General features: G+C 72.5%; 12 protein-coding genes. 7 read left to right on the top strand and 5 right to left on the bottom strand.

Annotated features, from left to right (window positions below):
- Positions 1–4 precede the first annotated feature (4 nt).
- From Sco07f_RS31675 to Sco07f_RS31665, 3 genes are all read left to right on the top strand, one after another.
- Positions 5–1,525: a catalase gene (locus Sco07f_RS31675; RefSeq protein ID WP_108989813.1), complete on the top strand. Its 1,521-nt coding sequence runs from the start codon at positions 5–7 to the stop codon at positions 1,523–1,525.
- Between the two features lie 166 nt (positions 1,526–1,691).
- The gene (locus tag Sco07f_RS31670) at positions 1,692–2,420 is read left to right on the top strand and encodes an esterase/lipase family protein (protein ID WP_054100040.1); all 729 of its coding nucleotides are present in this window, start codon (positions 1,692–1,694) and stop codon (positions 2,418–2,420) included.
- Between the two features lie 165 nt (positions 2,421–2,585).
- Positions 2,586–3,506, top strand: a complete 921-nt coding sequence (locus Sco07f_RS31665; protein ID WP_108989884.1) for an SDR family oxidoreductase — start codon at positions 2,586–2,588, stop codon at positions 3,504–3,506.
- 24 nt (positions 3,507–3,530) lie between these two features.
- Here the strand turns inward: Sco07f_RS31665 and Sco07f_RS31660 are convergent, their stop codons facing one another.
- Positions 3,531–4,898 (bottom strand): phosphatase PAP2 family protein, encoded by a 1,368-nt coding sequence (locus Sco07f_RS31660; protein WP_042825616.1) that lies wholly within the window; start codon positions 4,896–4,898, stop codon positions 3,531–3,533.
- Positions 4,899–5,001: 103 nt separating this feature from the next.
- On the bottom strand, positions 5,002–6,075 hold the full coding sequence (locus Sco07f_RS31655; RefSeq protein ID WP_054100042.1) for an alkene reductase: 1,074 nt from the start codon (positions 6,073–6,075) through the stop codon (positions 5,002–5,004).
- A 115-nt stretch (positions 6,076–6,190) separates the two neighbouring features.
- Here Sco07f_RS31655 and Sco07f_RS31650 point away from each other — a divergent pair, with 115 nt between their 5' ends.
- The gene (locus tag Sco07f_RS31650; RefSeq protein ID WP_007446309.1) at positions 6,191–6,565 is read left to right on the top strand and encodes a MerR family transcriptional regulator; all 375 of its coding nucleotides are present in this window, start codon (positions 6,191–6,193) and stop codon (positions 6,563–6,565) included.
- Positions 6,566–6,613: 48 nt separating this feature from the next.
- On the top strand, positions 6,614–7,186 hold the full coding sequence (locus tag Sco07f_RS31645) for a TetR/AcrR family transcriptional regulator (protein ID WP_007446310.1): 573 nt from the start codon (positions 6,614–6,616) through the stop codon (positions 7,184–7,186).
- Positions 7,187–7,224: 38 nt separating this feature from the next.
- On the opposite strand, the gene Sco07f_RS31640 is transcribed toward Sco07f_RS31645, so the two are convergent.
- Complete coding sequence (locus tag Sco07f_RS31640; protein ID WP_054100043.1) at positions 7,225–9,114, bottom strand: glycoside hydrolase family 9 protein; 1,890 nt, start codon at positions 9,112–9,114, stop codon at positions 7,225–7,227.
- A 140-nt stretch (positions 9,115–9,254) separates the two neighbouring features.
- Here Sco07f_RS31640 and Sco07f_RS31635 point away from each other — a divergent pair, with 140 nt between their 5' ends.
- Together Sco07f_RS31635 and Sco07f_RS31630 are read left to right on the top strand one after the other, a co-directional pair.
- Positions 9,255–10,472 carry an AAA family ATPase gene (locus Sco07f_RS31635; RefSeq protein ID WP_054100044.1) on the top strand — a complete coding sequence of 406 codons (1,218 nt, stop codon included), beginning with the start codon at positions 9,255–9,257 and terminating at the stop codon, positions 10,470–10,472.
- A gap of 20 nt (positions 10,473–10,492) precedes the next feature.
- On the top strand, positions 10,493–12,157 hold the full coding sequence (locus tag Sco07f_RS31630) for a VWA domain-containing protein (protein WP_108989812.1): 1,665 nt from the start codon (positions 10,493–10,495) through the stop codon (positions 12,155–12,157).
- Positions 12,158–12,224: 67 nt separating this feature from the next.
- Here Sco07f_RS31630 and Sco07f_RS31625 read toward each other — a convergent pair whose 3' ends face one another.
- Both Sco07f_RS31625 and Sco07f_RS31620 read right to left on the bottom strand, forming a co-directional pair.
- Entirely contained in the window at positions 12,225–13,040 is an 816-nt protein-coding gene (locus tag Sco07f_RS31625; RefSeq protein ID WP_007446318.1) for an SAM-dependent methyltransferase, read from the bottom strand.
- Between the two features lie 71 nt (positions 13,041–13,111).
- Complete coding sequence (locus Sco07f_RS31620; protein WP_007446319.1) at positions 13,112–13,987, bottom strand: Sco1979 family transcriptional regulator; 876 nt, start codon at positions 13,985–13,987, stop codon at positions 13,112–13,114.
- Positions 13,988–14,122: the final 135 nt, after the last annotated feature.

Here is a 14,122-nt window from a genome sequence, read left to right as displayed (position 1 = left end):
TCTCATGACGGGCACTCCGCCTGCCACCACCTCGGATTCCGGCGCACCGGTTCAGAGCGACGAGCACTCGCTCACGGCAGGTCCGGCCGGCCCGATCCTCCTCCAGGACGCCTACCTCATCGAACAGATGGCCCAGTTCAACCGGGAGCGCATTCCCGAGCGCCAGCCGCACGCGAAGGGCAGCGGTGCCTTCGGCCACTTCGAGGTGACGCACGACGTGAGCGCCTACACCAGGGCGGCCGTCTTCCAGCCGGGCACCCGCACCGAACTGGTCACCCGCTTCTCGACCGTCGCGGGCGAGCGCGGCAGCCCCGACACCTGGCGCGACCCCCGTGGCTTCGCGGTGAAGTTCTACACCAGCGAGGGCAACTACGACGTGGTCGGCAACAACACGCCGGTGTTCTTCGTCAAGGACCCGATGAAGTTCCAGCACTTCATCCGGTCGCAGAAGCGCCGGGCGGACAACAACCTGCGCGACCACGACATGCAGTGGGACTTCTGGACCCTCTCGCCGGAGTCGGCGCACCAGGTCACCTGGCTCATGGGCGACCGCGGCATCCCGCGGACCTGGCGCCACATGAACGGCTACACCTCGCACACCTACATGTGGATCAACGCCTCGGGCGAGCGGTTCTGGGTCAAGTACCACTTCAAGACCGATCAGGGCGTCGAGTGCTTCACGCAGCACGAGGGCGACCAGATGGCGGCGGCCGACACCGACTACCACACGCGGGACCTCTTCGAGCACATCCGTGACGGCGACTTCCCCAGCTGGACGCTGCACGTGCAGGTCATGCCGTACGAGGACGCCGCGGGCTACCGGTTCAACCCGTTCGACCTGACGAAGGTGTGGCCGCACGCCGACTACCCCCTCATGCCGGTGGGCCGTATGACGCTCGACCGCAACCCGACGGACAACCACGCCGAGATCGAGCAGGCGGCCTTCTCGCCCGGCAACCTGGTCCCCGGCGTCGGTCCGAGCCCGGACCGCATGCTGCTGGCCCGGCTGTTCTCGTACTCCGACGCCCAGCGCTACCGGATCGGCGCGAACTACCAGCAGCTCCCCGTGAACGCCCCGGTCGTCGACGTCCACAGCTATTCCAAGGACGGCCAGATGGCCTACCGGAAGAAGACCGACCCGGTCTACGCGCCGAACTCCAAGGGCGGTCCCGCCGCCGACACCGAGCGGTTCGGCGACCCGCCCAGCTGGGAGACCGACGGGGCGATCACCCGCTCGGCCTACGTCGACCACGCCGAGGACGACAACTGGAGCCAGCCGGGCACCCTGGTGCGCGACGTCATGGACGACGCCGCCCGTGACCGGCTCGTCGACAACGTGGTCGACCACCTGCTCAACGAGGTGACCGAGCCCGTGCTGAAGCGGGCCTTCGAGTACTGGTCCAGTATCGACAAGACCACCGGTGAGCGCATCGAGCGCGGGGTGCGGGCGAAGGCGGGCGAGAAGGACTTCAAGGCCGCCGAACAGCGCAACCCGGCCAGGCAGTCCATGCAGGACAAGGCCTGATCCCTCTCGCGGTTCTCCGCTCCCGCGGGGCGTGCGCCGGCCGGCGCGCGCCCCGTTCCCGGTCGCCGACGGGTTTTCCGTGGCTGGTGATTCTGCCGATGGCGCCGGTGCCCCGCACCAGGACTCTGATCGGGTCAGGTACCCGAATCCTCTCCTGGAGGGCTCCATGCGTCGTCGTTCCCCACGCCGGCTTCTCGGCGTTCTCGCGGCCGCCGCGGTCGTGTTCGGCCTCTTCTCCTCCGCGCCGACGGCCGGTGCGGCCACCCCCACGGGCACCGCGGCCGCCACGGCCGCCCGCCCGCTGTCCACGAGTACGCCGGTCGTCTTCGTCCACGGCTACACCGGCAGCGCGTCCAACTGGGTCACCGCCATGAGCGTCTTCCGGCTGAACGGCTGGTCCGGCTCCGACCTCTTCGCCTACGAGTACGACTCCTACGGCGACAACGTCACCAACGCCCGGGGCCTCGCCTCCTTCGTCGACGACGTGAAGGCGCGGACCGGCGCGAGCCAGGTGGCGATCGTCAACCACTCGATGGGCGGGCTCGTCAGCCAGTACTACCTGAAGGTGCTGGGCGGGCACTCCAGTGTCAGCCACCTCGCGTCGATCGCCGGAGCGAACCACGGGACGACGTACGCGGGCGCGTGCCTGATCTACACGACCTGCCGGCAGATGTACCCGGGCTCGTCCTTCATCGATCAGATCACGTCAGGCGACGAGACACCGGGCAGTACCCGGTACGCCACCTGGTACTCGGCCTGCGACGGCATCATCCTCCCCTACACCAGCACGCGGCTGAGCGGCGCGGACAACAACAACGTGCTCTGCCAGACGCACATCGGCTACCTGGCGGACACGGTGGTGCTGGGACGGATAGCCCGCTTCGTGGCGTCCTGACCCACGCCGCCCGGACGATCCTCCAGCGATGACAGTCGCTGACATCGCGTGTTACCGTCGATGACAGCGACTGTCATCGACGGTTCCGGCGCCCTGCGCCCGCCGCTCGCGTCCGCACCCGGCGGACCCGCGGTCGCCACGTACGGACACATCTGGAGGATTCTCATGCGCGTCTTCGTCACCGGCGCCTCCGGCTGGATCGGCTCAGCCGTCGTTCCCGAGCTCGTCGGGGAGGGGCACCAGGTCGTGGGACTCGCCCGTTCGGACGCCTCGGCCGCGGCGCTCACCGCGGCCGGGGCCGAAGTGGTCCGGGGCACCCTGGACGACCTCGGCGTCCTGCGGGACGCCGCCGCCGGCTCGGACGGGGTCGTGCACCTGGCCTTCAAGCACGACATCGCGTTCTCGGGGGACTTCAAGGGCGCGGGCGAGGCCGACCGGCGGGCCGTGGAGGTGATCGGCGAGGCGCTCGCCGGGTCCGGCCGGCCGTTCACGATCGCGTCCGGGACGCCCTCGATCCCCGGCCACGTGGCGACCGAACGCGACGGCCACGACCCGGACCCGGCCGCGGCCGCCCGGGGCGACGCCCAGCACGTGCGGGCCGTCACCGCCGAGCTGGCGCTCTCCCTCGCGGCCAGCGGCGTCCGCTCCTCCGTGGTGCGGCTGGCCCCGACCAATCACGGCGAGGGGGACAACGGCTTCGTCCCGGCCCTCATCGGGACCGCCCGCGACAAGGGCGTCTCCGGCTACGTCGGGGACGGCGCCAACCGCTGGTCGGCGGCGCACCGTCTCGACTCCGCGCACCTGTTCCGCCTGGCGCTGGAGAAGGCCCCCGCGGGCTCGACGCTGCACGCCGTCGCGGAGGAGGGCCTGCCCGTGCGGGACCTCGCCGAGGTGATCGGCCGCCGGCTGGGCCTGCCGGTGGTGTCGGTCCCGGCCGCGGACGCGGGCGCCCACTTCGGCTGGCTGGCGGGCCCCCTCGCGGCCAACCGCGCGGCCTCCAGCGTGCTGACCCGCGAGCTGCTGGGGTGGGAGCCCGCCCAGGTCGGGCTGGTCGAGGACCTGGAGCAGGGCCACTACTTCGCGTAGCCCCGCTCTGCTCCGGTCCCGGCCTCAGACCAGTTCGGGCTGCGGTTCCGCGGGGCGCGGTGGCTCCGGCTGCCGCACCGCCCCGGCTGCGGAGTCCCACCGCCCGGTGGTCCGCACGTACCCGAGGATCACGGAGGCCAGGGCGAGGACGAGCAGTGGCCCGGCGGCCCAGGGGTGCTCGGCCATCTCCACCGGCAGGTACCGGTACGACACCAGCAGCACGGCGAACACCGTCGTGCCGTAGGCGACCAGCCGGACGGCCGCGCGGTCCCAGCCCCGCGCGAAGGCGCGCATCGCGGCCTCGACGGTGAGCGCGAAGACCACGCCGGCGACGAGGTCGGCGCCGTAGTGGTAGCCGAAGCCGAGCGTCGCGGTGAGGGTGGCGACGAGCCAGAACGTGCCCGCGTACCGCATGGGCCGGGAACCCTTGCGGGAGTGGATGAACAGCGTCGTCGCCCACGCCGTGTGCAGGCTGGGCATGCAGTTGCGCGGGGTGACGTCGTCGAACGGGATCGCGTGCGGCGCCCCGGTCGGCGGCGGCGTGCCCGGCCACAGGTTGGCCACCGCCCACTGACCGCCCTCGGCGCCGTAGGCGAAGACCGGTCCGACGACCGGGAAGATCATGTAGACGGCGGGCCCGAGCAGGCCGATGACGAGGAAGGTGCGCACGAGGTGGTGGCTCGGGAAGCGGCGCTCGGCCGCCACGTGGCGCAGCTGGTACAGCCCGACGAGGGCGGCGGCCAGGGGCAGCTGGCCGTAGACGAGATGGAGTACGTGGCCGCCGACCGGCTCGGTGGCCTCGACGAACCGGCCGACCAGCCACGAGGGGTTGCCCAGTGCCTGGTCGGCGGTGGCCACGTACGGGTCGAGCACCGTCTTGCGGGTCTCCGAGGTGATGAGCAGCCAGGTGTCGCCCGTCTTGTGCCCGGCCACCAGCAGCAGACCCAGCCCGGTCCCCTTGAGCAGCAGGGTCCGTTCGCCGCCCGTGCGGCGCGTCACGGCGAGGACCGCGCAGCCCAGGACCACCCACAGCGCGCCGTTGCCGAAGTTGGGGTCGGCGCCGACCACCCAGCGCACCAGCAGGAAGACGACGTCGACGCCGATGGCCGCGCCGGCCGCGACGAGGCGCTGGCGCCAGGTGAGCACCACCATCGTCAGGGCGAGACCGGCGTACAGCAGGGGCCCCGAGCGCGGGGCGAAGAGCACCTCCCGCGCCTGGTTGCTGATCGGGCCCCGCACGCCGTAGTGGCGCGCGGCGATTTCCAGCGCGACGAGGAAACCGAGGGTCACCACACCGGCCGCGGTCCACAGCACGGCCCGCGGCCGGCGCCACGCGGCGAACAGGGTGCCGAGGTCTCTTCGCGAGGATATTCGTGTCGGTGTGGTCTTCACTTGTTGGCCCGTTTGCTAGGGGTCGGACAAATCGGTAGCTCGTACGGATCGTCACGAGCTCGAACATGCTAACGGCACCGCTTCGCCGACCCCGGGCCCGCCGTCAGGCCGTGTGCTGGTACGCCGGGTAGGTCAGGTAGCCCGCGTCACCGCCCTGGTAGTACGTGGCCTCGTCCACCGGTGCGAGGGGGAGTCCTGCGCGCAGGCGCTCCACCAGGTCGGGGTTGGCGACGAAGCCGCGGCCGAAGCTGATGAGGTCCGCCCCGAGCCCGAGCCAGTGGTCGGCGTCCTCGCGGCCGGTCTGCTTGGGACCCATCGGGAGCACCGGGTTCATGACGAGCGCGCCCGGCCAGGCGCGGCGCAGAGCCACCAGCACCTCCTCGTCGGCGGTGGCCTCGAGGTGGACGTAGGCGATCCGGAGCCGCGACAGCTCGGTCAGCAGTTCGGTGTAGAGGTCGAGGACGCCGGTCTCCTCGACTCCCCAGAAGGTCCCCGCCGGGGAGAGGCGGATGCCCGTCCGGTCGGCACCGACGGCCTCGACGGTCGCGGACACGGCCTCGACGGCGAAGCGGATCCGGTTGGCCACCGAGCCGCCGTAGCGGTCGGTGCGGAGGTTGGCGTTCGAGGAGAGGAACTGCGAGATGAGGTAGCCGTTGGCACCGTGCAGTTCGACGCCGTCGAAGCCGGCGTCCACGGCCCGGCGGGCGGCCCCGGCGTAGGACTCGGCCTGCTCCGGCACTTCGGCACTCTCCAGGGCGCGCGGCGTCGGCACGGGCTGCGGTCCGGTCGGTGTGAACACCTCTCCGACGGCCGGGACGGCCGAGGGCCCGACCGGCCGCATGCCCGTGGTGTCGGGGTGCGAGACGCGGCCGCCGTGCATGATCTGGGCGAAGATCCGTCCTCCGTTGGCGTGCACGGCGGCGGTGACGGGGCGCCAGGCGGCGACCTGCTCGTCGGTGTGCAGGCCGGGCGTCCCCGGGTTGGACTGCCCGACCGGGCTGGGCTGCACGCCCTCGGAGACGATCAGCCCGGCCGTGGCCCGCTGGGCGTAGTACGTGGCCATCGACGGTGTGGCCAGTCCGCCCGCGGCGGCACGGACGCGGGTCATCGGGGCCATCACCATGCGGTTGGGCAGCGTCAGTGCGCCGAGCCGGTACGTGTCGAAAAGGGACGTCATGTCAGGGCTCCTCAGCCGTTCGGCCCCGGATCTCGGGACCGACGGCTACGCTAGAACCTGACACTGACGTCAGAGGCAAGGAATTGTGCCGCAGATCACAGTCGGGAGGACGGCTTTGCGCATCGGGGAGCTCGCGTCACGGGCCGGGGTCAGCGTCCGGTCCGTGCGCTACTACGAGGACCAGGGCCTGCTGGTCAGCACGCGCAGCGCCGGGGGCCAGCGCCAGTACACGGAGGAGGGGGTCGAGCGGGTCAGGTTCCTCCAGCGGCTGTACACGGCCGGCCTGTCCAGCCGGACCATCGCGGAGCTGCTCCCGTGCGTCGACGCACCGAGCGAGGACCACTCCGACACCGCCCTGGAGCGCATGGCGCAGGAGCGCGACCGGATCTCCGAGCAGATCGAGGAGCTGATGCGCACCAGGGACGCCCTCAACTCCCTGATCGACACGGCACGCGAGTACCGGGACACCCAGTTTGCCCAATCTCGTTAGGCAGGCTCATAATCTTCCACCGCTGCCGGTGCGACAGGGAGGACGGGTGTGGCTCGGGTAGGACTGACGACCGAGACCCTGATCAGGGCCGGGGCCGAGACGGCCGACGAGATCGGCTTCGAGCGCACCACTCCGACGGAGCTGGCCAGGCGGTTCGGCGTCAAGACCGCGAGTCTGTACGCGCATGTGAGGAACGCCCACGACCTCAAGACCGGGATCGCACTGTTCGCCCTGGAGGAACTGGCCGACCTGGCCTCCGAGGCGGTGGCCGGCCGGGCCGGCAAGGACGCGCTGATCGCGTTCGCGAACGTCTACCGCGACTACGCCCTCGAGCACCCGGGCCGCTTCGCCGCCACGCAGTTCCCCCTCGACGCGGAGGCGGCGGCCGCCGGCGCCGGTGTGCGGCACGCCAGGATGTCGCGGGCGATCCTGCGCGGATACCACCTGGCGGAACCGCACCAGACGCATGCCGTGCGGCTGCTGGGCAGCGTCTTCAGCGGTTACGTCGGTCTGGAGAGCGCGGGGGGATTCAGCCACAGTGCCCCCGACTCCCAGGAGAGCTGGACGGAGATCCTCAACGCGCTGGACGCCCTGCTGCGGACCTGGCCGACCAGTTCCTGACGGTGCCGCCCGGGTGCCGACGGGGCCGTGCCCGGGGGTCAGGACCGCGCGGCGGTGAGGGACAGGGCGTACAGGGCCGTCGAGGTGAAGTCGTCCGCCGGTTCCACCGTCTGCCAGGCCCGCACGTCGTCGACGTAGCCGGCGCCGCGGCCGTCGAACTCCGACCAGGGCCTGCCGTCCGGGGCGAAGGAGCAGGGCCGGCCGCCCTCGATGGTGCCGCGTTCCTTCAGCAGGCCCGCGTCGTTCGGGCCGTTGACGACGGCCCCGCGCAGGATGTCGCCGCGGCCGGTGCGGCTCATGGCCAGGTTGGCGACCTGGTGCTGGAGGCAGTGCGGGTAGAGGTCGCCCGCGCCCACGACGAAGCTGGTGCCCCAGGCGTTGGCCCCGAACACCCACGCCAGTTGCCGCGCGGCGAACTCGTCGTAGCGGTGGTCACCGGTGACGCGGGCGTACAGTTCGGCGGTCGCGAGCAGGCCGAAGGTGTTCGGCACCGCGTCGAAGTCGCTCGGGACGACTCCCGACCTGAAGGGGTCCCCGGCCGCCCGCTTCCTGCCGGTCTCCACCTGCCGCCTCAGCTCCGCCTTCAGTGCGCCCGCGAGGCCCGGGTCGGGGTCCGCCGAGGTGAGCAGGCCGGCGTGGGCGAGCGCGCTGACGTCGGCGGGTCCCAGGGTGGCGGCACGCTCCTCCGTCAGGGCCGCACGGGCCCAGTCGGCCGCCTCGTCGCGCCACCGCGAGCGGCGGGCGTCGCCCAGCGCGTCCGCGCCGCGGAAGAGTTCGACGGCCGCCCACTCCATGTCGTCGCGCCAGGAGTGCTCCTGGTAGTAGTCCGCGGGCACCGTGGTGACCAGGGCTCCCCGGTCCGGCCGGGTGTCCGCCCGCGCGTAGACGGCGGCCGCCTTGTCCAGCCACTCACGGGCCTGCGCCGGGTCCTCGGCGGCCTCGGTCTGCGCGGCGAGGGCGAAGGCCGCGCTCACCCGTCCCGCGAGGTTGGGGCTGAGCGGCCCGCCCGGTTCGCCGGCCCGGAAGACGGGCCGGTACTTGATCAGGTAGTCGGCGTCCCCCGGCTCCACGGTGAGCCGGTCGTCCTCTTCGGGCAGCCGCCACACGTCGTGGTCGCCGCGCACTTCCTTGCCGCCGGATCCGAGGCCCACCTGCGCGTAGAGCGTGCCCGTCGTCCCGTCCCACATCCGGTCCAGCCACCGCAGACCGTGCCGCGCCTCCTCCCGCAGCCCGGGCACCGAGGGGGTGTCGCGGACGGTGGTCAGCATCTGCCCGACCACGTAGGACGCCGTGTGCGTGAACTTGAGGAAGTCCCCGGCGTCGAACCAGCCGCCCGAGACGTCCACCGGTCCGCCGCTCCCGGCCGGCTCCGGACCGGCCGCCGCATCGGCGCGCGGCGGTTCGTAGACGCGGGCCTCCCGGTCGGTCAGGTGCGAGGGCTCCCGCCCGGTCGCGTCGGTCAGTACGTCCGCGCCGTCCCGCTGGGTGCCGAAGAAGTGCACGGTGTCCGCGCGCAGCGGGTCGAGCAGTTGCCGGGCCGGTGCCACGCGGAAGCGGGTCTCCGGGCCGGCGTCCGCGCCGACCAGCCGCAGCCGGTAGGTGCCGGTGCGGTCGAACGACGAGAGGTCGACGGTGCGCACGGCGGTGTACGTGCTGTTCCAGCCGCCGAGCGAGGGGCCGAGACCGCCGTGGCCGGCCGTGTTCCCCCGTTCGTCCAGGACCTCGTACTCGACGTCGGCCAACTGCTCCCGGTCGCCCATGACGTAGGCGAACTTCTTCTCGCCGGTCACGTACCCGACCTGGTTCACGCGGACGGCCACCGACGCGCCGGTGCGGCCCCCGGAGCACGCGGTGAGGCAGCAGGCCGCCAGTACGGAGGCGACCACGGCCGACACGGTGCGGGCCGGCCGCGAGAGGAAGTGGTTCATGGCGGACAGTCTGGTCGACGACACCACCGCGGTGCGGGCCGAGGTGCCGGTCGGCGGTGCGGAGGCGACGGGAACCGGCGTTCGTGCGGGATAGGCTCTGATCCGCCAGCCCACCCGGACCGTCACAGGAGGAGTCGGCCATGGGCCCACAGGACCCGCAGGAGGTGCCGGCCGCGCGGGACACGGCCGAGCGGCTCCGGGCGATCGGCGGCGAGCTGTCGGACCGCTTCTACGAGCGTGCCGACGTGGTGCGGACGCTGCTGGTGGCGCTGCTGGCCGGTCAGCACTCGCTGGTGCTCGGCCCGCCCGGAACGGCGAAGTCCGAGTTGGCCCGGGAACTCACGGGCCGGATCGTGGGAGCGTCCTACTGGGAGATCCTGCTGTCCAAGTTCACCGCGCCGACGAGGATGTTCGGGCCCGTCGACGTCGCCGCGCTGGCGCGCGGCGAGTACCGCCAGGTCTACGAAGGGCGCGCCACCACCGCGCACGTGGCGTTCATCGACGAGATCTTCAAGTGTTCCACGGCGGCGCTGAACGAGACGCTGGGCTACCTCAACGAGCGGATCTACCACCCCGAGAGCGGGGGCGAGCCCGTCCGCTGCCCGCTCATCGCGGCCATCACGGCGAGCAACGAGCTGCCGGAGGGTGCGGACTCGGCCGCGATCTACGACCGGCTGCTGGTACGGATCGAGGTCACGTACCTGGAGGACCCCTCGAACTTCGCCGCCCTGGTGCGCTCCGCGGTCAGGCGCCCGGCGGCACCGAAGCGGACCACCGTCGAACTGGCCGCGCTGCGGCACGCCGTCGACGAGGCCGTCCCGGCCGTGGAGGTGCCGGACGGGATCGTGGACGCGGTGTGCACCCTGCGGGCCGCCCTGCGCCGCAGGGAACTGATCGCCTCCGACCGCCGCTGGCGACAGGCGGTGGGCCTGCTCCAGGCGTCCGCGTACCTCGACGGCCGTCCCGCGGTCGCCGAGAGCGACCTGTCCGTGCTGACCCATGTCCTGTGGGACTCCCCCGCCCAACGCCCCACGGTCGAGCGCGAGGTGCTCCAACTGGTGAACCCGGACGCCAAGGAGGCACTCGACCTCGCCGACACCATCGAGGAGCTGGAGACCCAGCTCGACGCGATGGCCGGGCAGTCCCGCGAGGCGCTGAGCGAGTGGGTCATCAAGAAGGCGCACAACCAGCTCGCCACCGCGGGCAAGCGACTGGAGCGGCTGCGCGAGGAAGCGGTGGGCGCCGGCCGCTCCACCACCGCCATCGACCGGGTCACCGGCCGTCAGCGCGCCGTGCGCGCCCGTGTGCTCACCGAGGCGCTCGGCGTGGACGCGAGCACGGTGCGGGCCCAGCTCTGAGCACGGGAGCGGACGGCACCATGGACGACGACGCCCGGACGCACCCGGACGCGGCCGCGGAGGGGACGGCCAGCCGGCCCGACGAGCCGGCGGGCCGGGCCGGGACGTGGCCGGCCCCGTCGGCCGCCGCTCCGGCCGGGCACACCGGGGCCGTGGTCGCCGACCGTTACGACCGCGTCGTCTGGCACGACACCTACGGGCAGTCCGCCGCGCTGCGGGAGCTGGCCGGCGAACTGGGCGAGCGCCACGCGTACACCGCCGACCTCCTCACCGACGCCTTCCTGGCCGCCTACAAGGCCGCCCCGCGGCTGCGCGGGGCCGCCGAGATGGAGCACTCCCGGCTGGTCAACCACCGTGTCGTCGCCGCGTTGCTGGATTCGCCGGGCTTCGCCGAGTTGCACCGGGAGACGGTCGGCGACCCGTACGCCGCCGCCATGGCCGTGCTCGCCCAGGCCGGCGCGCTGCGCCGGATGCTGGACGACGCGCGGCCCGTCCGGGACCGCGACGAGCGAGTGGACCGGGCGCGGCAGGGCGCCGGGGACGCGGTCACCGTCGGGGCCGAGGCGCCGCGGCAGACGGGCGACGAGGCCGACGGGGGCGGCGGGGGCGACGAGGACGGCACCGCGCCGGGGCCGGCCGCCGACGCCGTACGACAGACGGCCGGCGACGCCGGGGACGCCGCGCGACGGGCTGCCGCGGACGCCGGCCAGGCCCTCGCGGCGGCGGTCCCCGGCGTCCCCGGCGCCGCGCGGGGCGCGGTCGCGAGATCGGCGGCCGGCGCCCGCAAGGAGGCCGCGCTGATGCGGGCCTGGGGCGTCGGTGCCGGCGAGCAGGAGCGGATGTCCTTCGACGAACGCGCCCGGCTGGCCGAGCGGCTGCGCACCAGCCGGCTCGCCGAGTGGGCCGAACTGATCGGCCGGTTCCGGCAGATGGCCGACGGTGAGCGCGCCCGCAAGGTGGAGAACGCCACCGGAGAGCTGATCGGGGTCACGCTCGGCGACGACCTCTCCCGGGTCGTCCCGTCCGAGCTGGCCAGTCTCGGACTGCCCGAACTGCGGGCGGTGTTCGCCGCGCGCTATGCCGCCGGGGAGCTGATGCTCTACGACAGCCGGGGCGAGCAGGCCACCGGCCGGGGCGCCGTCATCGCGTGCGTGGACACCTCGCACTCCATGTACGAGGCGGGGCCCGGCGGCATCACCCGGGAGGCGTGGGCGAAGGCGTGCGCGCTGTCACTGCTCGACCAGGCCCGGCACGGGGGACGCGACTTCGTCGGCATCGTGTTCTCCGCCGCCGACAAGCTCCGCGTCTTCCGCTTCCCGGCCGGCCGGCCCGCGGGCCCCGACCGCGTCCTCGACTTCGCGGAGACGTTCCTCGGCGGCGGCACCAGTTACCAGCGGCCCCTGACCGCGGCGTGCGAGCTCCTCGAGGAGGAGTTCAACGACAGCGCCCGCAGGCGCGGGGACATCGTGATGCTCACCGACGACGACTGCGGTGTCACCGAGGAGTGGATGCGCGGCTGGAACGAGGCCAAGCGCCGCCTGGGCTTCCGGGTGTTCGGCGTGGGCATCGGCGCGCCGCGCGTCGCGGCGGCCGGCTCGGTCCTCGAGGCCCTGTGCGACAACCTCCGTTCCGTCGAGGACTTCACCGACGTCCACGCCGCGGCCGACCTGTTCCGCGTGATCTGATCCCCTGCGGCTGCGACCGCTGCGCACCGCGACCGCTACGCACCCCGACCGCCCCGGTCCGGGACCGTCAGGGCTTGCGGGCCACCGCTCCGTACATCGCGATGTCCTCGTCCCGGATGCCCTGCTCCCCCGTGCCGTCGGGATGCCACTTGTGCACCTGGACGATGCCGGGTTCGGCCAGCTCCAGGCCCTCGAAGAACTCGTGGGCCTCCTCGATGGTCCGCAGCCGCATCGGCATGTCGCGGGCCGCGTACTCGCGTGCGACCCGGCCCACTTCCTCGGGGGCGAACTCGGCGGTGCCGATGGTCATGGCCAGGTGGCTCCCCGCGGGCAGGGGCTCCAGGAGGCGGCGGACGATGCCGACCGCGTCGTCCTCGTCCAGGACGAAGTGGACGATCGCGATCACGGTGAGTGCGACGGGCTTGGTCAGGTCCAGTGTCCTGCTGAACTCTTCGGACCCGAGGACCGCTTCCGGGTGCTGGAAGTCCGCCTCGATGTACGTCGTGCGGCCCTCGGGGGTACTGGACAGCAGTCCCTGGGACAGGGTGAGGACGATCGGGTCGTTGTCCACGTAGACCACCCGCGAGTCGGGGGCCACCGACTGCGCTATCTCGTGCAGGTTGGGCGAGGTGGGGATGCCGGTGCCGATGTCGAGGAACTGGCGGATCCCCGCCTCCTCGGCCAGCCATCGCACCGCGCGGTTCATCCAGTCCCGGTTCGCGCGCATGTGGACGGGCAGTGCGGGCCATTCCCGGGCCATCGCGTCGCCCGCCTCGCGGTCGGCGGGGTAGTAGTCCTTCCCGCCCAGGATGTAGTCGTAGATGCGAGCCGAGTGCGCGTGCTCGGTGTCGATTCGGTCGGCCGGCCATCCGTTGTCGGACAACGTCCGCCCCTCTCCGTCGGGTCGTTCGGTACGAGTGGACTCTCGGTCGTGCCCCCGTCGTGCTCCCGCGGTCACAGCTCCTTGCGGAGCGCGCCGAGGAGTTCCTCGGTGCCTCGGGCCGGCACCGCCTGGGCGCCGAGGCGGTCCAGGGCCTCGCGGTAGACCACCACGTCGTCGCCCTTGTCCAGGTAGACGGCGCCCACGAGCCCACCGAGGTAGACGATGTCGGGGAGTTCGGGGGCCCGGAATCTGAACAGGTCGAACGCGCCGGCGCGCATGGCCGGGTGGGGGCCGCCCGCGAAGGGCATGATCTGGAGTGTCACGTTGGGCATCCTGCCCACCTCGATCAGATGGTCCACCTGCTGCCGCATCACCTCGGTGCCGCCGACCGGCCAGCGCAGGACCGTTTCGTCCATGACGACCCACAGACGGGGCGGGGTGGGACGGGTGAGGATCTCCTGGCGCCGCATGCGCAGGGCCACCCGCCGCTCGGTGGCCGCGGAGGAGGCGTGCGGGTTGCCCGCGTTCAGCAGGGCCCGCGCGTAGGCCGGGGTCTGCAGCAGGCCGTGCACGAACCCGGACTCGTAGGCGCGGATGTGCAGGGCCGCCTGCTCGAGGCTCAGGTAGGCCGCGAACCAGTCCGGCATGACGTCGCGGTAGGTGTGCCACCAGCCCCGCTTGTTCGCCTCCCGCGCCGACTTCAGGAAGGTGTCGATCTCCTGCTGGTCGCGCACGCCGTAGATCTGGAGCAGTTTCTCCACGTCCGGAAGGCGCAGCCGGGCCACCTTCGCCGCCTCGAGCCGGCGGATCGTGGAGTGGCTCACCCCGATCGCCTCACCGGCCTGCTCGAACGTGAGACCGGCGCGGGTACGCAACTCCTCCAGCTGTCTGCCGAGGATCATCCGCAGCACGGAGGGTGCGCCGCCCCAGTCGGTCTCCGCGGTCACACCGTCTCCCTTTCACCGTCCCGCGCGCGGGAGCGGACACACCAGTCTGTCACGGGCGTCCTCCCGCCGCAGGAGCATGCCTCCAGAGGCCTGCAATTTTCAACTTGGCGGTTGCGCATGGTTGTTGACGGGTGA

The organism is Streptomyces coelicoflavus (assembly GCF_003112555.1).
In the GTDB taxonomy this organism is placed as follows: domain Bacteria; phylum Actinomycetota; class Actinomycetes; order Streptomycetales; family Streptomycetaceae; genus Streptomyces; species Streptomyces coelicoflavus.
Note: the sequence above shows the minus strand (reverse complement) of the source record. Positions and strands in the feature narration are given on the sequence as shown.